At 70.5% G+C, this 21,118-nt stretch carries 24 protein-coding genes; 1 reads left to right on the top strand and 23 read right to left on the bottom strand.

Translation table 11 applies throughout. From position 1 onward, the window contains the following. Nucleotides 1-11: 11 nt before the first annotated feature. The 22 genes from ACH5AC_RS37490 to ACH5AC_RS37385 form a co-directional block, all read right to left on the bottom strand. The gene (locus tag ACH5AC_RS37490; protein ID WP_398866846.1) at nt 12-515 is read right to left on the bottom strand and encodes a hypothetical protein; all 504 of its coding nucleotides are present in this window, start codon (nt 513-515) and stop codon (nt 12-14) included. Nucleotides 516-524: 9 nt separating this feature from the next. Beyond that, on the bottom strand, nt 525-3,311 hold the full coding sequence (locus tag ACH5AC_RS37485) for a hypothetical protein (RefSeq protein WP_398866845.1): 2,787 nt from the start codon (nt 3,309-3,311) through the stop codon (nt 525-527). A 5-nt stretch (nt 3,312-3,316) separates the two neighbouring features. Beyond that, entirely contained in the window at nt 3,317-5,596 is a 2,280-nt protein-coding gene (locus tag ACH5AC_RS37480) for a phage tail tape measure protein (protein WP_398866844.1), read from the bottom strand. A 170-nt stretch (nt 5,597-5,766) separates the two neighbouring features. After that, on the bottom strand, nt 5,767-6,156 hold the full coding sequence (locus ACH5AC_RS37475) for a hypothetical protein (protein WP_398866843.1): 390 nt from the start codon (nt 6,154-6,156) through the stop codon (nt 5,767-5,769). A gap of 22 nt (nt 6,157-6,178) precedes the next feature. Further along, on the bottom strand, nt 6,179-6,685 hold the full coding sequence (locus ACH5AC_RS37470) for a hypothetical protein (protein WP_398866842.1): 507 nt from the start codon (nt 6,683-6,685) through the stop codon (nt 6,179-6,181). Beyond that, nucleotides 6,685-7,095: a hypothetical protein gene (locus tag ACH5AC_RS37465; protein ID WP_398866841.1), complete on the bottom strand. Its 411-nt coding sequence runs from the start codon at nt 7,093-7,095 to the stop codon at nt 6,685-6,687. Before ACH5AC_RS37465 ends, ACH5AC_RS37470 begins: the two co-directional genes overlap by 1 nt. Nucleotides 7,096-7,129: 34 nt before the next feature. After that, nucleotides 7,130-7,867, bottom strand: coding sequence for a hypothetical protein (locus ACH5AC_RS37460; protein WP_398866840.1), 738 nt, complete (start codon nt 7,865-7,867; stop codon nt 7,130-7,132). Next, entirely contained in the window at nt 7,867-8,310 is a 444-nt protein-coding gene (locus ACH5AC_RS37455) for a hypothetical protein (RefSeq protein WP_398866839.1), read from the bottom strand. Before ACH5AC_RS37455 ends, ACH5AC_RS37460 begins: the two co-directional genes overlap by 1 nt. A gap of 13 nt (nt 8,311-8,323) precedes the next feature. Then, nucleotides 8,324-9,184, bottom strand: a complete 861-nt coding sequence (locus ACH5AC_RS37450; protein WP_398866838.1) for a phage head-tail connector protein — start codon at nt 9,182-9,184, stop codon at nt 8,324-8,326. Next, entirely contained in the window at nt 9,181-10,071 is an 891-nt protein-coding gene (locus ACH5AC_RS37445) for an NAD-dependent epimerase/dehydratase family protein (RefSeq protein WP_398866837.1), read from the bottom strand. Before ACH5AC_RS37445 ends, ACH5AC_RS37450 begins: the two co-directional genes overlap by 4 nt. After that, a complete protein-coding gene (locus ACH5AC_RS37440) occupies nt 10,068-10,697 on the bottom strand; it encodes a methyltransferase domain-containing protein (protein ID WP_398866836.1) in 630 nt (209 codons plus the stop codon). Before ACH5AC_RS37440 ends, ACH5AC_RS37445 begins: the two co-directional genes overlap by 4 nt. Further along, nucleotides 10,690-11,415: a hypothetical protein gene (locus ACH5AC_RS37435; protein WP_398866835.1), complete on the bottom strand. Its 726-nt coding sequence runs from the start codon at nt 11,413-11,415 to the stop codon at nt 10,690-10,692. Before ACH5AC_RS37435 ends, ACH5AC_RS37440 begins: the two co-directional genes overlap by 8 nt. Beyond that, nucleotides 11,408-12,214, bottom strand: a complete 807-nt coding sequence (locus tag ACH5AC_RS37430) for a hypothetical protein (RefSeq protein WP_398866834.1) — start codon at nt 12,212-12,214, stop codon at nt 11,408-11,410. Before ACH5AC_RS37430 ends, ACH5AC_RS37435 begins: the two co-directional genes overlap by 8 nt. Further along, nucleotides 12,207-12,542, bottom strand: coding sequence for a hypothetical protein (locus ACH5AC_RS37425; RefSeq protein ID WP_398866833.1), 336 nt, complete (start codon nt 12,540-12,542; stop codon nt 12,207-12,209). Before ACH5AC_RS37425 ends, ACH5AC_RS37430 begins: the two co-directional genes overlap by 8 nt. 82 nt (nt 12,543-12,624) lie before the next feature. Beyond that, nucleotides 12,625-14,082: a phage major capsid protein gene (locus tag ACH5AC_RS37420; RefSeq protein ID WP_398866832.1), complete on the bottom strand. Its 1,458-nt coding sequence runs from the start codon at nt 14,080-14,082 to the stop codon at nt 12,625-12,627. 6 nt (nt 14,083-14,088) lie between these two features. Beyond that, nucleotides 14,089-14,919, bottom strand: coding sequence for an HK97 family phage prohead protease (locus ACH5AC_RS37415; protein WP_398866831.1), 831 nt, complete (start codon nt 14,917-14,919; stop codon nt 14,089-14,091). A 2-nt stretch (nt 14,920-14,921) separates the two neighbouring features. Then, nucleotides 14,922-16,106, bottom strand: coding sequence for a phage portal protein (locus ACH5AC_RS37410; protein WP_398866830.1), 1,185 nt, complete (start codon nt 16,104-16,106; stop codon nt 14,922-14,924). Continuing rightward, entirely contained in the window at nt 16,103-16,342 is a 240-nt protein-coding gene (locus ACH5AC_RS37405; RefSeq protein WP_398866829.1) for a hypothetical protein, read from the bottom strand. Before ACH5AC_RS37405 ends, ACH5AC_RS37410 begins: the two co-directional genes overlap by 4 nt. A gap of 47 nt (nt 16,343-16,389) precedes the next feature. Then, nucleotides 16,390-17,358, bottom strand: a complete 969-nt coding sequence (locus ACH5AC_RS37400) for a hypothetical protein (protein WP_398866828.1) — start codon at nt 17,356-17,358, stop codon at nt 16,390-16,392. Nucleotides 17,359-17,373: 15 nt separating this feature from the next. Beyond that, nucleotides 17,374-18,918 (bottom strand): terminase, encoded by a 1,545-nt coding sequence (locus ACH5AC_RS37395; protein ID WP_398866827.1) that lies wholly within the window; start codon nt 18,916-18,918, stop codon nt 17,374-17,376. Then, nucleotides 18,881-19,432 carry a helix-turn-helix domain-containing protein gene (locus tag ACH5AC_RS37390; protein WP_398866826.1) on the bottom strand — a complete coding sequence of 184 codons (552 nt, stop codon included), beginning with the start codon at nt 19,430-19,432 and terminating at the stop codon, nt 18,881-18,883. The genes ACH5AC_RS37395 and ACH5AC_RS37390 overlap by 38 nt, the downstream gene beginning before the upstream one ends. Nucleotides 19,433-19,598: 166 nt before the next feature. Next, the gene (locus ACH5AC_RS37385) at nt 19,599-20,345 is read right to left on the bottom strand and encodes a hypothetical protein (protein ID WP_398866825.1); all 747 of its coding nucleotides are present in this window, start codon (nt 20,343-20,345) and stop codon (nt 19,599-19,601) included. 48 nt (nt 20,346-20,393) lie between these two features. Between ACH5AC_RS37385 and ACH5AC_RS37380 the strand changes: the two genes are divergently transcribed. Next, nucleotides 20,394-20,720 (top strand): hypothetical protein, encoded by a 327-nt coding sequence (locus tag ACH5AC_RS37380; RefSeq protein WP_398866823.1) that lies wholly within the window; start codon nt 20,394-20,396, stop codon nt 20,718-20,720. Between the two features lie 2 nt (nt 20,721-20,722). Here the strand turns inward: ACH5AC_RS37380 and ACH5AC_RS37375 are convergent, their stop codons facing one another. Then, on the bottom strand, nt 20,723-21,016 hold the full coding sequence (locus ACH5AC_RS37375) for an HNH endonuclease (protein ID WP_398866822.1): 294 nt from the start codon (nt 21,014-21,016) through the stop codon (nt 20,723-20,725). Nucleotides 21,017-21,118: the final 102 nt, after the last annotated feature.

Here is a 21,118-nt window from a genome sequence, read left to right as displayed (position 1 = left end):
CCGAGCGGTGCTCAGGCGAGTTGGTAGGCGCGCAGCCAGCAGCCTTGCCGCAGGTTGGTGGCGGTGCCGGACGACGTGTTCTGTGCCCACTGGAGGGACAGGATGCCCGTTGTGGTGGTGACCACGGTGCCCTTCAGGTCCAGGTTGAGGAAGTTGCCGCCGTTCGTACCGGCAGCGACGCCGGTCCCCGCCATGGTGAACCCGGCCTGTGTCACCTGCGATGTGGAGACGGTGTTGATGGCGTTTATGCCGTACACGTCAAAGGTGCGGGTGCCGGTGAAGGCGGGGCGCACCTTCAGATCGCTGCTGCCGAGGGTGCCGCCTGTGTAGTTGAGCCAGACCTCGAACACCCACGTGCCGGCCCTCGGCAGGGCGACGGCGAGGTCAGGATCGTCGTCGAGCGTCGTCGTGGACGCCCTGGACGTGGCGGACGGCTTGATGGCCCATTCCGGTGTCATCGCGTTCAGCAGATCGGCGTCCGGGGTGAGCCCTGACCAGAGCGGGGGGTACTTCAACGGGTCCTCCTACAGGGGTACGCGTGTCGGCTGGAAGAGCGTGACTTCGTCGCCGGCGGAATGGGCCAGGACCGCTCCGTTGACGCTGCGGGTGACGGTGAACGTCTGCGGCGACGTTGTGCCGCTGATGTCGGTGACCGTCATGCGTTCCCCTCCGACGAGGATGTCGAAGGGGAAGTGGCCCGGGTAGGTGGCCGTATCGGCCCACCGGTACAGGCCGGTCGTGGCCACGCTCATCGACGTGGCGCTGCTGGTGATGTCGGAGGCCAGTTCGGAGCCGCCGGTGTGGAGCCGCCCGTAGGTCGGTGAGGCGACGGTGTAGACGTTCCAGGGGGCGGCGGGCACGCAGTTGAAGGTGATCTTCCAGGCGTCGGGTCCGGCCTCTTCGGTGTAGCCGTGGACGAGGATGTCGACGTCGTCGGGGCCGTGGTCGGGAGGCAGGTTCGTCAGCCGGATCTTGTCGCCGACGTCCAGGCGCAGGATGTCGTCGATCATCGCGAACACGCGCTCGTTGGCGAGGTCGAGGGTGAGCCGCGCGTACCGCACCCCGTCGTAGGTGCCGAGGTTCAGCAGCCAGCCGGCTGTGTCCGCGGCCTGGTCGTCGGTGTACAGCGAGTACTCGAACGGCTTGTCGTAGCGGCCCACACCGTCCGGAGGGTCCTGCACCGACATCCGCCCGGATTCCAGCACGCGGCGCACCGGCACCGCGCCGTACGTGCGCTTGACGCTTACGTCGTTCGTGGTGAGCAGGTCGTCGTCGAGGGGCCTGAACGGCGGCGAGATCAGCCCGGCGGAGAAGTCCAGGGTGAGGCCGGGAGGCTGGTTCTCCAGCGTGGAATGCGCCCGGTGGATGACTTCCGCGCGGTCCCGGGCGTCGAGGACGTAGCCGAAGTCGGTCGTGTTCGCGTCGTTCAGCAGCTGCAGGAGCGTACGACGGTCCTGGATGCCCATCCGTTCCTGTGCGGACTCCGGTCCGGCCGTCGTCGCGGTGAACCCGGCCTCCGCGGCGAGTCGCTCGATGCGGGTGCCGGCGCGCTCGCCCTGGAAGCCGAACGCGGCGCTGTAGACCTCGGCGGCGGTCGGGGCGATGGTCCCCCAGTACGTGTAGTAGCCGGTGGTGGGAAGGTCCGTGGTGACGGACGCGTAGAACCATCCGACGCGCACGAACAGCACCGGCTCTGAGCCATACCCGGTGGCTATGCCGCCCGCCCTGAGTACGCCGTCGACGTACACCCCCCAGGAGGCGTCGGATCCGCTGACGACGGTGGTCAGCCTGATGTGGTGCATGGCGCCGTCGAAGACGCCGGCGTTGTTGATGGTGGCCTGCAGGGTGACCGAGGATGTCGTGTCGCCGCGGGACGTGGTGAACAGGCTGATCGTGCCGGCGGACTGGTCGAGCTCGATGGACCACCCGATACGGGGGTCGGCGTCCGTGCCGTCGCTGGAGTCGGCGATCAAGACGTCCATGTCCTGCTTGCCGCTGTAGAAGAAGTCGACGGACCAGCCTGACCCTGCCGATGAGGCGCGGCTGGTGACACCGCGCATCGTGCCGTCGGAGCCGGCCGGCAGCATGACCGTCGGCTCGATCCAGTCGGCCAGTCTCCCGTTGCCCCACTCGGGCCGTGCCGTGCCGCTTGTGAGGACCACCCGCATGCTCTGCGAGCCGTTCAGCGAGCGGCCCTCCGTGGACTCCACACCGTCGGTGAGCGGCCACGACTCCAGGGCCCCGTTGGCCTTGATGTAGCGCAGGAGCGCGGAGTCCTGGGGCTTGTTGCCGGCGTCCATGCGGCGGGTGATGCCGGTCGGGTTGATGCTGACGTAGTTGTCGTTGCCGGACAGGTCGCGGGTGGGCGGCCAGGCGGGCACCTCGCCGGCCATGCGGATGTGCTTGTTGGTGAGGGTGGCGGAGCCGTTCACGGTCCACGTCTCGCCGGTGGCGCCGGTGAACGAGGTGGCTCCGGGGGTGCCTGCGGCCACGGCCATGGACACGACCGCGGTGCCGGCGATGCCGTTGAGGAGCTTGAGGGCGAACACCTTCCCGTTCACACCGCCTTCCGACAGGCTGGCGACGTGCCCCACCTCGATGCCGGCGGAACCGTCGAACACCGCCGTCGTCGCACCGCCGATGACGGGGGCGCCGAGCAGGCGCCATTCCTCGTCGTCGACGGTGCGGCCGGTGTAGAAGCGGAGCTCATACCCGCCGCTGCCGTTGTCGACGTCGAGGGTGACCCGTAGCGCGGCGCGCTGCCCGTTGTGGAACCTCACCTGTTCGGTCGAGGTCCTGGAGATCCGGTTGGTGAGCGTGCCGTCCGGGGACCAGAGGAAGCCGGCGTCTCCGGAGGGGCTGATGAAGATTGCCCAGCTGCGGTTGTTGCCTGAGATGGCGTACCGTCCGGCGATGTTCGCGGCCGCGGCCCCCCAGTCCTCCATGGCCAGTTCGACGCGCAGGTCGAGGTCTGTGACGGCCAGGGCGGGGCTGTCGGGGGTGGTGAGCTTGTTGCCCGCGGTGCCGGGGAGCTGCGCCCACGGGGAGCCGACCGTGTAGCCGGTCCGGAACGGCGTGTTGCGGCCGATCTTCCCGTACAGGCCGGAGGCGGTGTTGCGGGGGGCGTACTGGTGGTCGCGGCTGTCCAGGGCGCATCTGCAGGAGGTGGGCTCGGCGTCGGACGCCGACTCGGACGACAGTCCGCGGCTGATCGTCACCGGCGACGTCGTGACGCGGACGTCGTCGGTGATGTCGTTCCAGGTGCCGTCGTAGTGCAGCTCGGCCCACACGGGCGGGGGCAGGCTCGGCATGTCACCTACCCTTCCGCGAACTTGATGACGTCGCCGCCCGCGGTGACGCGGACTTGTTCCTGGAACCACTCCCGGAAGGCCCTGGAGCCGCCACGGAATTCGAAGACGACCTGCGGCGTCTGTGCTCCGCCGAGGGTGGACGCGAACGTGGTCTGGGGGATCCCCGCCGGTGAGGCGGCGGGCCGGTAGAGGGCCGGGTCGACCAGGCCGCGCATCGCGTCGTCGACGACGCCGGCGTTGTCTTCGACGCCCATGGCGACACCGGCCGGGATCCAGTGGCCGATCTCGTCGGCGGCCAGCTTGGACGGGGAGCCGATGTGCAGGAAGTTCTTGATCGGGTCGACGATGTAGTTGCTGGCGAAGTTGCTGACCTGCGACCACAGCCAGCCTCCGGCCGCGGAGATCCCGTTCCAGATGCCGAAGACGAAGTCCAGGCCGACGTTGTAGAAGCGGTAGCCCTGGCTGGCCAGGGCCCCGGCCAGCCGTCCGGGCAGGCCCCCCAGCCAGGTCAGCAGGGACAGGGCGCGGTTGATCGCGGCGTCCTTCATCGACTGGAACGCATCCCACGCCCGGGAACGCACGCTGCTGCCCAGCCCGGACAGGGCGCCCCAGGCCCGGCCGGGCAGCGTGCCGACGCTCCTGGTGAAGGAATCCCACTGCCGGCTCACCGGCCCCGAGACGTACCGGGACCACAGCCCGGAGAACCACACGCCGATCGCGATACCGAGGACAGCGAACACTTCGGCGGCCTCGGTCGCCTTGTCCGAGACCCAGCCCGTGAAGGTGCCCCACCAGCGCGGGACGTTGGCCTCCAGGCCCTCGATCAGCTTCGAGACGAAGCCGACCATGAGAGAGATACCGACCGCGCTGATCCCCACGGCGACCAGCGCCGGCAGCGCCGCGATGGCGAGGAGGATCGCCCCTGCGATCGCGGCGATCTTCAGGACTTCCATCGGGTTCGCCATGGCCCACTCCGCCACGCGCTGACCGGCGCCCCGCAGCCCGTCGATGGCCTTCGGGACGAGCTCCTGGACCAGCTTCTGGCCGAGGCGCTGACCGAGGATCACCACGAAGTCCAGGACCCGGTCGACGCCCTCCGTGCCGCCCTGCCCGGCGTCGGCCCAGATGCTGGCGAACTCCTTGTGGAACCGTTCCTTGAAGTCGACGACCGCCGGGAGTACCTCGCCGCCGAGGAAGTCGATGACGTTCTGCTGCACACCCCGCTTGAACGCCTCCATCCTCATCGCCGGGGACTTCTCGAGCTTCTCCACGACCTTGTCGGCGGCCCCCGCCACCTCGTCGAAGCCGCCCGCGGCCGCAGCCGACGCCGGGTCCAGCGCATACAGGGCGTCCGCCTGGGTGTTGGCGAGGTCCCCGAACAGGGCCTGCGCGGCCGTCAGGCGGACGGTGGCGTCGTCGGTGCCGCGCAGGGCGTCCATGGTGTCCTGCAGCGCCTGGGTGGCCTCGTCGCCGCCCGCCCGCATCATCCGGCCGATCTGCTCGCCGCTCAGGCCGATCGACTCGAACGCCTCGTTGACCTGCTCGCCGCCGGCCAGGGCCATCTCGCTGAAGATGCCGATGGCGTCGGCGATGGCGTCGGAGTCCCGGGCGCCGGCCTGGAGTCCCTGGCTGATCAGGCCCATGGCTGTCGCGCCGTCCAGGCCCACCCGCCGGAACAGCGTGGAGTACTCGTTGAACGTGTCGAGCAGGTCGTCGCTCTTGTTGGCGACGCTGCCGAGGCCGGCGGCGATGAGGTCCATGGCCTCTTCGAAGCTGTCGGCCATGCCGGTCTTCACCATCTGGCCGGCCGCCGCGGTGGCCTTGTTGAGGTCCTGGTCGAATGCCTTGGACAGCGCCAGGGTCTTCTCTGTCATGTCCTCCAGGCGGCCCTGCTCACCGGTGAACTCGTCCATGTTGAGGGTCACGGACTTGATCGCGTCACCGACCTCGGTGGCCGACTCGCCCCAGCCGTCGGTGAACACGTTCGTCATGGCGTCCGTGGCCGCGCCCACGTCGGCGGTGGTGTTGACCAGCTGCGCCTCGAGGCGGGTGGTCGCCTCGGAGATGTCCAGCGCCTGCCCGAGCGTCGACATCAGCGCGGCCGCCATCAGCGCGCCGGCCGCGGCGCCGGCCGCCGCCAGGGCGGTCCCCATCTTCGAGCCGTTGGCGGCGACGTCGTCGGCCATCGCCTCCGTCTCGCGGTTTGCCGTCTCCCGCGCCGAGCGCATCCCGGCGGCGGTGTTGTCCCGGGTGGACAGGGCGAAGACCAGACTGGTGTCCGTCACAGCGGCCCCCCTCTCTGTGTTCGAACGTCACCGCCGCTGCTGCGCGGTCTTCTGCAGCTGTTCGAGGTAGTCGTCCAGCCAGTCCAGGAGGTGGTCTGCTTCCTCGACGGTCAGCAGGTCCCAGTCGCGGGGCGTCACGTGGAGCAGGTGGGCGGCGTTGCCCAGATGCCTCAGACGGCGAAGGGCAGCCGGGCTTTTCCCTCGTCCTCCGGCGCGCCGTCGAACTCCTTGAGCATCGCCTCGATGAGGTCCTCGTCGCCGTTCTTCTCGCGGAGCCGGGCCACGGCGAGTTCGATCTCTCCCTTGGTCATCTCGACCTTGAGTTCGTCCCAGCAGAAGTCCACGTCGTCGAACGCGATCGTCGGGTGCTGCCGCTTGAGCAGGACGTGCAGCAGCGCCCTGCGGCACAGCGCGTTGCCCTTCAGCACGCCCATGGCGAACTCGTTGAAGGGCTTCCCGGTGCGCTTCTCCAGGGCCTCCCGCTCGGCCGACAGGAGCTTGTTCGGGTTGTAGTCGAAGACCTGCTCGTCGCCTTCGTCGGGGGTGTACGTGACCTTCACAGTGACTGCCTTTACAGAGAGTTCAGGTGGATCGGGACGCGATCCGGTTGACCATGTCGGCGAGGGCCGACTTCACGGCGTGCGTGTACTCGGGCTTGCGCCCCTCGAAGGCGCGGTCGAACCACTTCGTCTTGCCGTGCTGCTGGACCCACACCTCACGGTCGCCGTAGACGGGGTGCCGCCAGCCGGAGGCCCGGTTGGTGCGCTTGGCCGCGTTGGCGAAACCGCGCAGGTTCGGCGTCTTGAACGCCTTGATCTTGGCGCCGGGGAAGCGGCCGGAGATCCTGGCCTCGGGCCGGATCTTCCGGGCGATCGACGACTTCAGCGCCGGCCCCCCGTGCGGGGTCGAGGACGCCATCGACATGATGCCGCTCTTCGCGGCGGCCGCCCCCGGCTTCAGAGCCTCCCGCATGTTCCGGGTCAGCTCCTTGCGCAGCTCCTTGCCGTCCTCCTCCGCGCGCAGCGCACGGGAGATGTTCCGCAGGTTCTGCGGGGTGAGCTCCAGGTTGAGCGATGCAGTAGAGGCCATCAGGCGGTGGTCCGGTCGACCGCCCCGGACGTCGGGTAGCTGACGCTGACCGATGCCTCGTCGCCGACGCTGCCCTGGATCGGGTGCCATCCCTTGATCAGGACGTTGCCGGAGTAGGCCGGGTTCGACGTCGTGGTGGTGGAGTTGTCGAGCTTGGCCGTGAACGGCACGACGGTGCCGAGCAGCGGCCACATGATCGAGTCGAGTTCGGTGGCGGCGACGTCCTGCAGGAACTCCAGCCCCAGCTGACCGGACTTGAGGCCGCCGAGGACTTCCTTCCATCCGAGACTGGCGTAGGTGGTGACGTCCTTCTCCTCGACGTCCACGGTCAGTTCGATCTTGCGGGCGTACTCGGACAGGTCGTTGGAGTTCAGCAGCAGGTACGCGGCGAGCAGCACCATCTTGGGCATCGGGGATCTCCCTCGGGGAAGCGGCGGTGGGGCGTCAGCGGATGCCGAACGCCACGACGAACAGGAACGACGGGTCGGTGCCGGTGATGGTCCAGGTGGGCCGGTACCAGGTGTCGGCGTGCGCAGCGGCGTCGGTGCGCAGGAGCTGCCCGCTGCGCGCGGTCGCCGCGTCGAACGTCAGCCGGGTCTCGGGCGTGCCGGCGAAATCCGACTGCGAGTCGGACTCGATCGCCACGGTGATGGTGGGCGTGCTGGTCCCGGAGACGCTGAGGACGTGCAGCGCGGCATACAGGCGCTGCCCGGCGGCGATCGCCCCCAGCTCCTGCGCGGTCCCGTCACCGGTGCTGCTGCGGGCCGTGCCGGGCGGGTGCGCGACCACCCCGCGCACGAGCGGCCAGGCGCTCTTCGCGCTGCCGGTCCAGGGCGCGACCTCGCCCACCGCGTCGCCGAGCTTGTAGCTGGAGCGCAGCGCCTTCATGAAGTACGCCAGATCACCGACGGCGGAGCCGTCGGGGCCGGCCGTCCACGCGCCGACCGCACCGAGCTGCGCCCAGGAGGCGTCGTCGACCATCCCGTCGTGGCCTGCCTCCCACTGCCCTTCGCCCATGAGCTCGGCCGCGGCCAGGCCCCCGACGACCTCCTTCCACCCCTCGGAGTAGTAGTTCGTCGTCGGCTTCTCCTCGACCTCCGACGTGACCTCGACCTTGTTGCTGTTGCCGGTGAGGTCGGCGCCGCCGGCGAACAGCCGGGCGTTCAGCAGAACGAAAGACATCAGCCGCTCCCGATGACGTGGATGATCAGCTCGGCGCCCACGTACTGGGTGCCGTTGTGCTCGTACCAGCGGTAGCCCTGCACGCGGCGCACGTGCAGGTCGTCTGCCGCGCCGTCCAGGGCCAGCTCCCCGGGGGCGCCGCGGGCGGCCTCGATCGCTGTCTTCAGGGAGCTGGGGCCCGAGCCGGACAGCAGCGCGTCGAGGATCTCCTGGGCACTCTTGTCGTCTGCACGCCCGACCAGGACACGGGCCGTGAAGTCAGCGGCATCGAGGCCGCGCCGGTACGCCTTGTCGTACTCCACGTCGAACTCACCGATGAAGAAGTGCGGCGCGGTGATCCCGTCCGGCACGTACGCGGTACAGGTCAGCCCTGGCGCCCCCGTGGGCATCACCACGTTCTTCGCGGCGGCCGCGATCCGCTCGCGTACGACGGAGAACTGCACTGCCCCTCCCCTCTCAGGCCAGGCCCGTCAGGATGTAGCTCTGGATCAGCCCGTAGACGTCCGGGTCGGTGCGGGACAGGCGGATCACGCCCCACTCCGAGGAGCCGAGCACGCCTTCCGGGCTGTCCTTCCGCTTGAACAGGCGCGCGGCGAGGATCCTCGTCCCCTCGACCACGACGTCCGGATAGGCAGGGAACCCCCAGCGGGTCGTCACCCGGGCGCGCCAGCCCGCGCCGGTAGGCCAGGACCCGCCGATCCGCAGCAGCGAGGTGACCGGCTCGAGCTGATCGAGGGCATCGGTGGGCTCGGCCTCGACCTGGCTGGTGATGTCCGTCCAGGTCCCGCCGCGGCCGACCTCCACGATCATGCCGTCGGTGTCTCCGATGTCCGGCACCAGGAGGTGCGAGCCGTCTTCGTCGACCACCACACGGCGGCCGGGGTTGATGGTCCGCGCGGTCGCCGTGGTGTCGAGCCAGAAGCGCCTGCCGCAGGTCTTGTCGATGCTGCGTGAGGCAGCCGCAAGCTTGCTGGCGAGGAGGCTGTCTCTCGTCGAGTCGGTGACCGTGATCATCGACTTGAGGTCGGCGAGCGTGGCGTACACCGGCAGCGCCGTGACGTACACCTCGATCTCGACCTCGACCGGGTCACCGCCCGAGGTCCCCTCCAGCGTGGCGGTGTACGAGGCTTGTGCCTGCGACGAGGAGACCTGCCACACGTAGGTGTAGGTGGTGCCGTCGACGCCGAGGCCATCCGACGTGGGCCCGACGACGGCCGCGCCGCCTGCCGTTGGGGCGATGGTCACTGTGGGGCTGGTGAGCACGGCCCCGGCCTCGAAGACCAGGGCCACGTTGTCACCGGCGGCCGCCGTGATCATGCGGTCACCGCCCTGCGTACGGCCCGGGCCACGCCCTCCTCGAGGGACACCTTCGGCCGGTAGATGCACTGCAACATGTCCGGATCACCAACCCGGTACGCCACGCCCTCGGGCCGGTCCGGCGCGATGGCGATGGTGAACCAGTCGCCGGTCTGCTTGCGGATCATGTCGGCCAGGTCGTACATCCGCACGCCGCGCCCGGTGCACAGGTTGACCGGTGCGCGGACGTCGGCGTCGACGACGGCCAGGGCGCCGGCGACGACGTCGCTGATGTGGATCCAGTCGCGTACCTGGTCGCCGCTGCCCCAGATGACGAACGGGTCCTCACGGCGGCGTGCGCGGGCGATGAAGGCGGCGAAGGGCCAGTCCTCGCCCTGGTCCTCGCCGTACCCGGAGAACGGCCGTACGACGTGCACGGCCAGGCCCTCGGCGGCGGCCGCGGCCGCCGTCTTCTCTCCCGTCAGCTTCGTCCACCCGTACCCGGCGTCCGGCATGATGCCGTCGGCCGAGTCGGTGTCCGACTCGTGCAGCTTCCACCGCTCGCTGCCGTCCTGCAGCCGGACCGGGTAGACGGCCGAGCTGGACAGGTACAGCACCCTCCTCTGCCCGGTGCGCAGCGCCCAGTCGAACATCGCGGAGTCGAGCTGCAGGTTGTACGCCATGGTCGCTGGGCGGCCGTCTATCGCGGCCCGGTGCGGGGCCCGGGCGGCGGCGTGCACGACCAGGTCGAAGACGCGGTCGCCATGCTGGAAGACGTCGAGGCAGTCGATGGGGTGCTCGGGGTTGGCGATGTCGCAGCCGACGACGTCCCAGCCGCGCTCGCGCAGCGCGTGGGTCATGTGCCGGCCGACGAACCCCCAGGAGCCGGTGACGAGTGCGGTCTTCACGAGGCCCTCCGTCCGAGGATGAGCTGGAAGGGGCCCACCCGGTCGTGAACTTCGATGTCGAATCCGCCCTGCCGGATGAGGGCTTGGTATCCGGCGAGGTCCCACGCCCAGGCGTGGCACTCGTCGTGCCGGGCCGGGCGTTCCTGCCAGGGCGAGGAGGCGACGATCCAGCGCGCCCCTTCGGCGCCGATCCAGCGCACGGCGCCGTGCGGGTCGGCCAGGTGCTCGAGGACCTCGGTCATCACGGCGATCCGGCCGACGCGTACCCGGTCGCGGTCCTCGCCGAAGACGTCGTAGGGCCAGGCCCTCACGCCGCGTTCCTTCCAGCCCGCGGCGTTGGAGGGCTGGAAGTCGTAGCCCCACGCGTCGAGGTCCTCGTCGCCTGCGAGCAGGGACAGCAGGCCGCCGTCCCCGCAGCCCAGGTCTGACACGGTGACGGGCGGTGCGTCGTCGAAGGTGGCGACGGACGCTTCCCAGCGGGCCGCGTGCAGGACCAGGTCCCGCGCGCGTTCGAGGCGCGGCCGGTGGTGCGGCTGGTCCAGGTGTGGGGCCCGGTCGCGGTGCTCGTGGAACTCGAAGGTGGACACGTGCGGGACGTCGCCGTCGAACAGCTTCCACTCACCCATGGGGCACCTCCTGGCGGGCTCCACGTACGGCGAGGACGTCGCGGTCGCGGTGCGTCGACCAGTAGGCGGCGTACGCGGCCTTGTCCCGCTCGTACATGGCGGGCTGGTTGACGCGCCGGTGGCCCTCGTCCCAGTCGGCCTTGCCGGCCATCGGGTGGAGGTGCTCGACGATCACGCCGGGCAGGTAGCTGAGGCAGCCCGCGGCCGCGCCGAGGTCGCGCCAGTAGTTGTCCACGTACAGGTGCGTGAGCTCCGCCGGGGCCATGTGGCCCAGGGCGCGCACCACGTGCGCGGAGATGGCGCACTGGGTGGGCAGCGCGGGCCCCTGCAGGAGGTCGTTCCCGTAGACGATGCCGGGCAGCGCGGTCAGGGCGTCGAGGTAGGCGCGGTCCCAGCCCTTGGTGCGGGGCCGGTGGTCGTCGCCCATGAACCCGATCGCGTCGGGCCGCGTCCAGCCGGGCGCCTCGAGCAGAACGCTGGCCGCGTGGTTGAGGGCGCTGACCATGGTGCCGGCGGGCTGCACGGTGAGCTGCACGCGGCGGTGGGCGACGAACGCCTCGTCGACCGCTGCCCGGTACCGGGCGTACTCGGGATCGTCGGCGTCGACGGCGAACAGCAGCCAGGTGCGTTCGGTGCAGGTGTCGCGGAACGCCGCGGCGAGCTCGGCCACCGTGTGGGGCCGGCCGCGCGTCGGCACGATGACGGCGAGGCTATCCATGGGCGGCCGCCGTCTCGGCCGGGGTGCCGTCGGGCGCCGGCGTGTGCGCGGGGAGGGGGGCGTCGGCGGGCGGGGTGTAGTCGTCCTCGCCGCACCAGAACTGCTTGTGGTGGGTGGTCTTCACCCCTGTGTGGACGAACAGCGGGATCTGCAGGCGCGACAGCCGCCAGCAGAACGAGAGGTCCTCGGACACCCATCGGCCGTCGGGGTACTTGACCCGGTCGAACCAGATGTCGCCGTACTCGGCGCGGAGTTTCTCGGCCGCACCGCGGTGGATGAGCAGGCAGGCGGCGCCGGTGCCGGCGACCTGCAGCACAGTGTTCTTCGGGTAGTGCCAGCGGGTCGCGTACCCGACGCGGCCCTGGGCGTCGTGGGCGGGCATGTAGATGGTCGGGGCGGGGCGAAGGCGCCGTCCGCCCATGCCGTCGTAGGCCACTTCCTGCACGCCGAAGCACAGGGCGCCGATCACCGGGCGGTCGACGGGGCCGGCGGCCGCCAGGAGCCGGTCGACGGTGTCGGGGGCGAAGCCCATGTCGGTGTCGATGAACCACAGCCACTCGTGGGGGGTCTCGTCGAGCCACTGCCGGGTGACCTTGTTGCGGGCCTCGACGAGGCCGCCGGTGGAGCAGGCCATCATGAACGGGCCGCCGGTGCCGACCAGGCGGCCGTTGTGCATCTGGTCCCACACGGTCAGCCGCATCACGGACTCGTGGAAGTTGTGGCTCACGGTGTGGGGGTGCAGGTAGGCCATCTGCACCAGGCCGTCACCGGCCGGGCTCTGCGGGCGGTGGTCACTCATTGCCGGTGCCGCCCTTCGCGCCCGTCTTGCGGGCGGGGCCGCGGCCGGGCGTCGTGCGCTTCTGGCCGGGTTCGGCGGTGGCGCGCTCGATCACGGGCCCGGCCGGCGTCTTGGCCGGGTCCTCGCCGGTGTCGCGCTGCTCCTGGCCGTCGTCCTCGTCCGGCTCCTGGGGTGCGGGGGCGGACAGTTCGGCCGTGGGCGGTTCGTCGCCGAAGAGGTCGGGCCGCTCCACGACGAGCGGGTGATGGTCGTCGGCGGACATGCCGGCCCTCAGCTGGGTCATGCCCTGGGACCAGCGGACGTTGCCGGTCACCTTGGAGTACTTCATGGGGGTCTCCTCTCACGCTGGAGATAAATCCGGGCCGCAGCGCCGCGTGAGAGCGCCGCGGCCCGGGGTTCAGGCAGCGCGGTCAGGCGCTGCGGTTGGTGAGCAGCCGGAAGGCGCTGTCGTTGATGACGTCGGCGCCGACCCGGGCCCAGGCGAACCAGCCGCGCTGGCCGGTGGGCCGGTTGTTGGTGACGTCGAAGAGCATCGGCAGGAACTCGACCTGCATGCCGGCGCGCTGGGCGACCAGGTAGTTCTTGAAGTCGCCGACGACGAGCAGCGGCTCGGCGCCGGTACCCGCGACGAAGTCCGACATGAAGTCGTTCATCGGGTACTCGCGGCCGAACATCCGCGGGATCGCCTCTTCGGTGAGGTTGATCGTGAAGTTCGGGTCGGTCGTGCCGAGCTGCCGGATGTTGTTCTGGATGTTCGTCGACGACAGCCAGGCCGTCGTCATCTTCCGCCGGTACTTCTGCGGCAGCGCGTCCCACAGGCCATAGATGTCGGACGCCTGCAGCACGCTCGTGGAGGCGATCTCGATGTTCGCCGGGTTGGTCACCGCGTCCAGCGCGGTCACCAGGCCGGTCGGCTCGTCCGAGCCGGAGCCGGTGGTGAGCTTCTCGGCGAGCAGCTCGTCGTAGCCCTCGGACAGCAGCATGGACATCTGCTCGGCGAACCCGGGCCAGTCCATCCCGATCTCGATGCTGAACGGGATGAAGCCGTCCGCCCGGTGGGTGGGCACCTCGGGCTGCGCGATCGTCGGGCTGTTGTCCGTCGTCGCGGACGCCTCGGCCTGGAACTGCCAGGACACGCCGGCGGTGGACAGGCCCTTCCAGGTGTCGTTGGTGATGGTCTCCACGCGGGCCAGGCGCAGGATGTCGTTCTCCGACTCCTGCTCGGTGAGGATGATCGTCGGGTCGATCAGCACCGGCACCGCGAACCCGCCGCCGGCGTTCGAGCCGACGCTCATCGCACGCTTGATGAGGGTGACCTGCTCGATCGCGCGGGACTCCTCCGGCGTGAACACCGGCGCCGTGCTGGCGGCGATCTTCTGGAACGCGGAGCGGTAGTGCGGGTTCTCCGTGGCCAGCAGCAGTCGGCCGATGAGCTCACCGTTGGTGTCGCCGGTCTGCGTGCGCAGCAGCTTCTGCACGCGTGCCTTCTGGCTGCCGCCCAGGTGTCGGCCGCCTTCGGAGGAGTCCACGACGGCCATCGACCGGTCGTAGACCGCGCGGGAGTTGAGGATCCGCGGGTCCTCGCTGAACGGGTCCTGCTGCGGCGAGAACCGCGTGGAGCTCCACTTCTCGCGGGACTCGCGCAGCCGCTCCGCCCGCATCAGGGCCTTGTGCTCGCCCTCGCGGAACTTCAGCTCCGCCTCGAGGTCGTCCCAGCTGCGCTGGGCGTCCTCGTCGAGGGCCTCGCCCGCGGCCTCGTTGTCGAGGACGAGCATCTCCTCATGGATCTGCCCGATGCGGGCCTCAGCGGCCTCGATGTTCTCGGACCGCTGGTAGTCCTTCGGGTCTTCTTCCTTCTTCGGGGGCATCCCGGTTCACCTCTTCACGCCAAGCAGGGACATGCGGCGCTGTCGCTGCGCCGCGGAGAATCCGCTTGCGTGGCGGGCCGGCGAGGGGCCGGGTGCCGGGGCCTGCGGTGTGGGCGGTGCCGGAGCGGCGGGCCCGTCCTCGCGGGACGGGGTGCCGAGTCCGTGCAGTGCCCGGAAGGCTGCGAATGATCGTACGAGCTCCTGGTACTGGTCGCTATCGCGTTCGGCGAGCTCGTCCATGAGCCAGTCGACGCCCGACCTCAGGCCGGCCGTCGCGTCGGGGTTCGCCGGCCAGGTCACAGGGCCGGCCTCGAACAGCTTCACCTCGGTGATGGTCCGCTCGGGCAGACCCTCGGGGTTGTGGTCGGCCTGCCCGGGCTCGCGGTTCCACGACTCGCCGATCACCTCGAACATGAACGACGACCCGTACGCGCCGGCCTCCAGGCCGGGGACCAGGTCGCGGTTGTAGGAGGTGTCCAGAAGCGGCACCTCCATGTACGGGGAGGTGTCACGCTCCTCCAGCACGTTCGCGACACCGAGGACCTTCTGGTGAATCTGCATGTCACGGCCGTGGTTGAACAGCACCTTCACCCCGGCCGCCCCCTGGGACTTGATGGTCCGCTTGAACGCACCGCGCTTGGTCCGCTCGAGGAACCGTCCCTCCCACCAGGAGTCGATCTCGTACCAGGTGTCGAAGCGGGAGAACTCCACCGTCATCACGGGCATCTCGCCGCTGTCGCCGTCGGTGTCGTCGGCGCGCACGCGGGGGCGGCGCGGGGTCAGGGCGGGCGCCATCGCACCGCCACGGATCAGCTGCAGTCCGCGGATAGCGGGCATGGTCACTCCTCCGGCTCGTCGTCGTTTGCTGCGCCGGGGATGGCGTTGGGCCGGTCGCCCCACGGCACGGGTGCGAGCTCTTCCTTCTCGCGGACCTCGTTGACGGTCTTCCACTGCTTGTCGAGCGCCAGGCCGTGAGCCTGGTAGCGCTGCATGGTGTTGGTCTCCAGCAACGCGTCGCGGTTGTAGCGGGCGTACTGCGGGCGGGGCAGGAACTGGAACCAGATGCGTTCCATGCGGCGGATCCACCGGCCGATGGCGTACTTCAGCAGCGTCAGCTCGCGGTCCTGGATGTTGGCGTAGGTCATGCTGCCGCCGGTCTCGTAGCCGAGGATCTCGGCGATGCCGGCGCCGAAGATCCGCGCGCACTCGGCCTGGCTGTAGCCCTGGGTCGCGAGGAACTGGGACTCCTCGGCGGTGAGCTGGATCGGCTTGTAGTCCCAGCCCTTGCCCATGACGAGCGGCTCGCGGCGGCCGCGCAGCGTGGCCAGGAACCGGTCCTTCACGCCGCGGGCCTGGCCCTCGTCGATCGTGGCCTCGCTGTTGGTCAGCAGCGCGGTGGGGTGGGCGCCGTCCTGGAACCACTGCAGCCCGAACCGGGACGCGGTCAGCGACAGGCCGATCGTGGATGCCTGCATCTGGATCGGGGACAGGCCCTGCACGTAGCCGGGCACCGGGTTGACGCGCCGGTGGAACATCTCCCGCTCGGGCACGGGGCGCCCGTTGTGCAGCCAGTGGACCGTGCCGTCGTCGTTGAGGGACCCGCCGACGGCGTCCGGGTGGAACAGATCGATCTGCTGCAGGAACCCGCCGGCGTTCGACCGCTGCAGGATGTCCCCGTAGACGTTGCCGCGCATGAGCCAGGAGTAGACGGCCCGGTACGTCCAGTCCTCCAGGCCCTGCCCGCTGCCGTCGGGGTCCTGCATGTAGCCCGGCGTCCTCAGCTTCACCGGGGTGTCGCCGGTCTCCCGGTAGACGTCCAGCGGCAGCTCCGACACCACAGAGGCGATCAGGTCGACGGCCGCGTACACGGCGACCGACTGCAGCGCGGACTCTGCCGAGGACAGGTCGACCTCGGCGTACGACTGGGTCTTCAGCGACGCGATGACCTGCTCGAGGCTGGCCTCGGGCCAGCGCGTGCGCTCCTCCGCCTTCGGCTCCTGCCGGCGGGACCACCACAGACTCACGGCATCCTCCGATCCGCCCACAGCAGGAACCCACCGAGCGCCACGTAGCCGAGCGGTGCCCAGGCCAGCCACAGCCCGTACGACACGCACAGCGGCCCCGCCACCCCGGGGAAGTGGCGCAGCCCATGACCGGCGCCCGCGGCCGCCACCCCCGCCGCCTTCAGCCCCCGCTCGCGGGCCCTGGTGCGCGCGGCCTGCCAGCGCTGGCGCAGCTTCGTGCGTCGTGCCTTGCCCAATGCCCTGCTCCTCGCCCAGCGTTCGCTGCGGGGCCGGGACGGCCCCGTCATGTCCAGGTCCCTGGTTCGCCGCCGACGGTGCACAGATGCCAGCCGCCGGCGGAGTCGAGGACGACGTCACCGGCCTCCCATGTGCCGGTGTCCGGGGCCCCCGATGTCGCCTTGAAGCCGGCGAGGCGGAGCGCGGTGAGTCCGTTCTTCCCGCCGAGGGAGGCGACTCCGGTGGTGGGGTCGAGGGTGTGCACAGCCGCCCCGTACAGCGCGGCGACCGACTCGATCTTCCCCGCGGCCTGGATGTTCTGCGCGTCCGCGCTGAGCCGGAAGTAGGAGCGCTGCGTACCGCCGTTGCCGCCGAACGCGTCGTCGGACCAGTTCGAAATCAGCAGGTCGACGCCGGTCGCCTCCACGTCCAGGGCGTCCCCGCCCCGACGGAACCGGTAGCCCTTGCCGGTGCCCAGGACCGACAGGTCGGCACCGTTGATGACGACGGCCCCGAGGATGGTCACGCTGCCGTCGTCTGCGATGACGACGGTCGACGTCTGCAGGACTTTGCCCGTGGTGCCGTCGAAACGGGGCACCGTGTTGTCAGTCGACGACGCGGGGCCGGCGGTCGCGCCGATGTCGGCCGGGGTGACGCCTTCAAGGCTGACCAGCGTCGAGAACGAGCCGCTGACGGGGTCGGCCACGACGATGTCACCGAAGTCCACCGCGGGGCTCGCCTTGGGCAGGGACAGGTACCGAGTCCACGTCGCCTGCACCCCGGAGAGGTACGCCTTCACCTCGTACGTCCAGCCGGTCGGATCGATACCGGTGGCGTCGGTGGCGAGCAGCTCGACGCTGAAGATCCCCGTCGACGACAGGTCCACGCGGGTCGTGCCGCCCAGGACGCGGGTCCCCGAGGTGGTGACGATGGTCGGCGCGGCGAAGGTGAGGTAGGCGCCGCTCCATGCCGTGCCCTGCGGCTGCAGGATCCGCCCGCTGATCGTCACGGTGTCGAGACCGTCAAGTCCAGCCACAGTCGCCGCCTTTCCTCACCACACGTTGGCCACGGGGTCGTAGTCGTCCTGCACCAGCGGCCCGCGCGTCACCAGCGCCCACCGCGCCAGCGTCACCGTCACGAGCGGGGAGACGTCCGTCAGCGACGCCGTACGGTCCAGCACCCACGCATCCCCCACGCGCCGCGAGCGGGCACCGTGGACGGCGGACGTCAGGTCGCTCTGGTCGCGGTGGCGGGCGGTGCCCTGGGTCATCGCGTCGGCCAACTGCCCGCAGGCTTCGACGAAGTCGTTCGTCCGCACGATCGCCAGGTGCCCGCGGTGCGGGTGCTCCTTGTCCTCCGGCACGGTGATGCCGGCCTCGACCAGGTCGTCGATGAGCGAGCCGGCCGGGGTGCCCGTGGAGCCGATCGCCACGGCGACGGGATTCCACAGCCGCTGCAGCCGCACGATGGCCGGCACCACCCAGTCCGTGCCCGGGCGGCGGTCGACGAGCTCCCAGTGCATCAGCCCGTCCTCGCGCAGCGAGCACACGCCGATCGAGGAGTACTTGCGGTCCTGCGACACATCCACCGCGAGCGCCAGCTCGGCGTAGCGCGGCATCGACCCGGGATCGGCCAGCGACGGCCACGCCTTCGCGGGCACGTTCGCGTCCGGCGGCGGCGCCTTCTTCCGCGTCCGGTTCAGGTACGCCCGGTCGAACTCCGCCGGGTCCATGGTGTCGAACTCGTGCTGGATGACGTCCTGGGTGACGGTGAAGCCGAGCGCGGGCAGCGTCGCCCACCACGTCGCCGGATCATCACGCGGCAGGTCCTCCGGCGCGAACCACTCGAAGTACGCGGTGTGCGGGAAGACCCTCGTACGCCACAGCTCCTCGATGAGCGCACGCCCGGCCTTGCGCTTCTTGTTCAGCGGCACGCTCTTCTCCGTGCCGCCGGCGGACGCCCACCACAGCTGTGCCATCGGCCGCGTCAGCATCGCCGGGGAGAACGCCTGCTCCAGGCGGTCGTCGACGTGGGCGAACAGCTCGTCCATCACGCCCAGGTCGAGCGGCGGCCCGTGGCCGGCCTGCTCGGTGTTGGAGGTGATGCCGATCCGGGAGCGGGTCGCCCGGGCGATGATCGCCTCGTGCCCGTTGGCCTTGCGGATGGCGAACCGGCGGGCGAGACGGGATACCTCGATCGTCGCCCAGAACTCGTCCTCCCACCGCTCCCGGGCCATCGAGCGGTTCTGCGCGGCGTAGATGATCCGCTGCCGCTTGTACGCCTGCGCCCGGTGCACCTTCACCGCGAGCAGGCCCTGGGTCTTGCCCTGCTGCCGCGGCACGGACAGCCCGACGTGCCGGTACCAGAAGTGACCGGTTGCCGGGTCCAGCTCCAGGGCGACGTCCCACACGTACCGCTGCCACGGCATCGGCTTGTAGCCCAGCCGCTCCATGACCTTGGCGACCTTGCCGCCCAGCGTCGGGAACTCCGGCCGGCGCGGCGTACCCCACACCGGAGGGCAGGTCAGCCCGTACCGCTCACGCAGGTCGTCGGCGAACTCAGTCGGGGGACGCCAGATCTCCGAGGTCGTCGTCATCGTCCGGCTCCTCCGGCCCGAGGGAGCGCAGCTCGGCGAGGACCTGGCGCAGCTCCTTGGTCAGCGAGTGCAGCGAGTTGCCGAGGGAGACCGGCGCATCGATCTCGATGGCGAGCCGTACGGCCACCGCGGCGAGCGTCGGCGCCGTCGGGTCGAGGTCCTCCAGGTCACCGAGCGCGGAGATGTCGTCCAGGACGCGCGCCTTGACCATGCCGGGCCCGGCGGCCGCCTCGAACGGGTCGACGTCCTGATCCTCGGCGCCCTCGGCGTGGCCGGGCAGGAGCTGCGCGGGCGGGACCTCGAGCGCGCTCGCGAGCGCGACCAGGTCGTCGACGTCGACGCGGCGGGCGGCCGACTCGACCTTGCCGAGGACGGAGGCGCTCATCGGGCGGCCGGCGGCGGTGACGCGCTCGGCGAGGTAGCGCTGGTCCCAGCCGCGGCGCTGGCGGTGCTTCGCGACGGCGGCCGCGGCGTATCCGCCGGCCTCGCCAATCTCGATGGTGCGAGCCGCCATGATCGCCTCCTCTATACGCCCGGGGCCGGTCCGCGATCATGGCGGGGCCCTGGCCGGCCCGGGGAGAGAAAAATGAAAGGTGGGCGCGGGGTTGCGAAATGTCCGATTTCCAAAAATCGGAGATCCCGCCAGCCGCGTCGCCGCAGGTCAGACGCCTGCGCTCTGATCACGCGTGCTGCGCGCTCGCCTCGCTGCCGCTTGCCTCGCCGCCGTGTGCCTCGGCGACGTGCCGGTCGCGGGCGCGCTCAGCCCACGACTCGCTGCCGTGGCCCAGGGACAGCAGGCCCTCGCATCCGTCGTCCGCGCCCCAGCAGCGGAACACCCACTTGCGCACGCCGTGGTCGCTGTACGGCTGCACGACCATGCCGACCCCCGACCCGGGGGATTCGGCATCCGCCGGCCTGTACGTGTCGGCGCCCATCTGGCGCAGCACTTCGCGTGCGGCGCTGGCGTCGCCCTCGGTGAGGACGCCGTCGACCTTGACCAGGCGGGAGGAGGAGGGGGGTCCCCCCGGGGGGTTGTTGCCCCCCGGGGGGTGTTGCCGACCGGGGGGCCGGCCTTCGCGGCGCAGGAGGGTGCGGAACCAGTCGGGGTCGCGGCGTGCCTCGCGCTTGATGATCTGGATCATGGCGTCGTGGCGTGATGGGTGGGTGAGGTCGAGGGGTTGTCCGCCGTCGGGTGGGGTCCAGCCGAGGGTGAGCAGGAGTGCGGCGGTGGCTGCGGGGATGTGGACGTCGGTGTGGCCGTCGACGTCCCCGGCCTGGATGAGGAGGTCGAGGGTGAGCTGGTGCCGCTGACCGACGTGGCCGTCGAGGCGGAAGCCGCGGACGGCCTTGCTCACGTCCTGGCCGTCGATCTCGATGGTGGCGAGGCCGGGCGCGCCGAGGCGGATGCGGGCGGTGCGGTCGGTCATGCTGCTCCGTTCTGGGGTCCGGCGAAGCGTCGTGGGATGGTGGGCTGCATGGAGACAGGCAGCTCGACGTATGAGGGCCGCGGCATTCTGGCCGGGTGGGCAGAGGATCAGCGCGACGGTGCGGGCGCCGCGCAAGTTCAGGTGTCCCTCCGGGTGGAGGTCGAGCAGGAGAGTGCGACGGGCGTTCCGCTGCGTTCGTGGCACGGCACCGGGACGCTGGTGCACGCGGGTGCGACCCCGCCTGTGGGCCGCTGCTGGTTGAACTTGGGCGATGAGCGCACCGGGGAAGTCTGGTCCAGCACCGAGCTCACGGACGGCGCGGTCACCCTGGAGTTGCAGGGAGTCGGACGAGCGCCGTGGTGGCCAGCGGGCTGAGCCTACGGTCCGGCGTACCAGTCGACGGATGTGACGAGGCGCTTGATCTCGGAGAGGAGTTTGTCGCCTTTGTCGTTGTTGCATTTGCGGCCGCAGGTGGGGCAGCCGGTGACGCCGTGGATGGGGGCGAGGTTGTCGGGGTCTTTGCGGGCGCCGCCGCGTGCGACGGGGATGACGTGGTCGGCGGCGTCGGAGCCGGGGTGGCCGCACATGATGCAGATGTCGGATGCGGCGAGGATCCGGGCGCGGAGTTGGCGGTACTCGTAGCTGGTGAGTTCGCCGCGGTCGGTGGCCACGCTCACCTCCGGGAAGCTGATCGGCGCCCCAGGGTCCCGGGGCTGGGGCGCCGTCACGGTCCTTGCGGATACCGCATCCAGGGGGCTGTGCCGGGTGCACCA

Source organism: Streptomyces sp. NPDC018693 (assembly GCF_044391385.1).
Classification (GTDB): domain Bacteria; phylum Actinomycetota; class Actinomycetes; order Streptomycetales; family Streptomycetaceae; genus Streptomyces.
Note: the sequence above shows the minus strand (reverse complement) of the source record. Positions and strands in the feature narration are given on the sequence as shown.

What these genes read in the sequence shown, in the direction of transcription:
- ACH5AC_RS37440 (WP_398866836.1), bottom strand. Translation starts at nt 10,697, where the DNA reads ATGGGTGAGTGGAAGCTGTTCGACGGCGACGTCCCGCACGTGTCCACC.
- ACH5AC_RS37465 (WP_398866841.1), bottom strand. Translation starts at nt 7,095, where the DNA reads ATGCCCAAGATGGTGCTGCTCGCCGCGTACCTGCTGCTGAACTCCAAC.
- ACH5AC_RS37415 (WP_398866831.1), bottom strand. Translation starts at nt 14,919, where the DNA reads ATGCCCGCTATCCGCGGACTGCAGCTGATCCGTGGCGGTGCGATGGCG.
- ACH5AC_RS37470 (WP_398866842.1), bottom strand. Translation starts at nt 6,685, where the DNA reads ATGGCCTCTACTGCATCGCTCAACCTGGAGCTCACCCCGCAGAACCTG.
- ACH5AC_RS37485 (WP_398866845.1), bottom strand. Translation starts at nt 3,311, where the DNA reads ATGCCGAGCCTGCCCCCGCCCGTGTGGGCCGAGCTGCACTACGACGGC.
- ACH5AC_RS37460 (WP_398866840.1), bottom strand. Translation starts at nt 7,867, where the DNA reads ATGTCTTTCGTTCTGCTGAACGCCCGGCTGTTCGCCGGCGGCGCCGAC.
- ACH5AC_RS37420 (WP_398866832.1), bottom strand. Translation starts at nt 14,082, where the DNA reads ATGCCCCCGAAGAAGGAAGAAGACCCGAAGGACTACCAGCGGTCCGAG.
- ACH5AC_RS37385 (WP_398866825.1), bottom strand. Translation starts at nt 20,345, where the DNA reads ATGACCGACCGCACCGCCCGCATCCGCCTCGGCGCGCCCGGCCTCGCC.
- ACH5AC_RS37425 (WP_398866833.1), bottom strand. Translation starts at nt 12,542, where the DNA reads ATGAAGTACTCCAAGGTGACCGGCAACGTCCGCTGGTCCCAGGGCATG.
- ACH5AC_RS37430 (WP_398866834.1), bottom strand. Translation starts at nt 12,214, where the DNA reads ATGAGTGACCACCGCCCGCAGAGCCCGGCCGGTGACGGCCTGGTGCAG.
- ACH5AC_RS37395 (WP_398866827.1), bottom strand. Translation starts at nt 18,918, where the DNA reads ATGACGACGACCTCGGAGATCTGGCGTCCCCCGACTGAGTTCGCCGAC.
- ACH5AC_RS37450 (WP_398866838.1), bottom strand. Translation starts at nt 9,184, where the DNA reads ATGATCACGGCGGCCGCCGGTGACAACGTGGCCCTGGTCTTCGAGGCC.
- ACH5AC_RS37435 (WP_398866835.1), bottom strand. Translation starts at nt 11,415, where the DNA reads ATGGATAGCCTCGCCGTCATCGTGCCGACGCGCGGCCGGCCCCACACG.
- ACH5AC_RS37390 (WP_398866826.1), bottom strand. Translation starts at nt 19,432, where the DNA reads ATGGCGGCTCGCACCATCGAGATTGGCGAGGCCGGCGGATACGCCGCG.
- ACH5AC_RS37380 (WP_398866823.1), top strand. Translation starts at nt 20,394, where the DNA reads ATGGAGACAGGCAGCTCGACGTATGAGGGCCGCGGCATTCTGGCCGGG.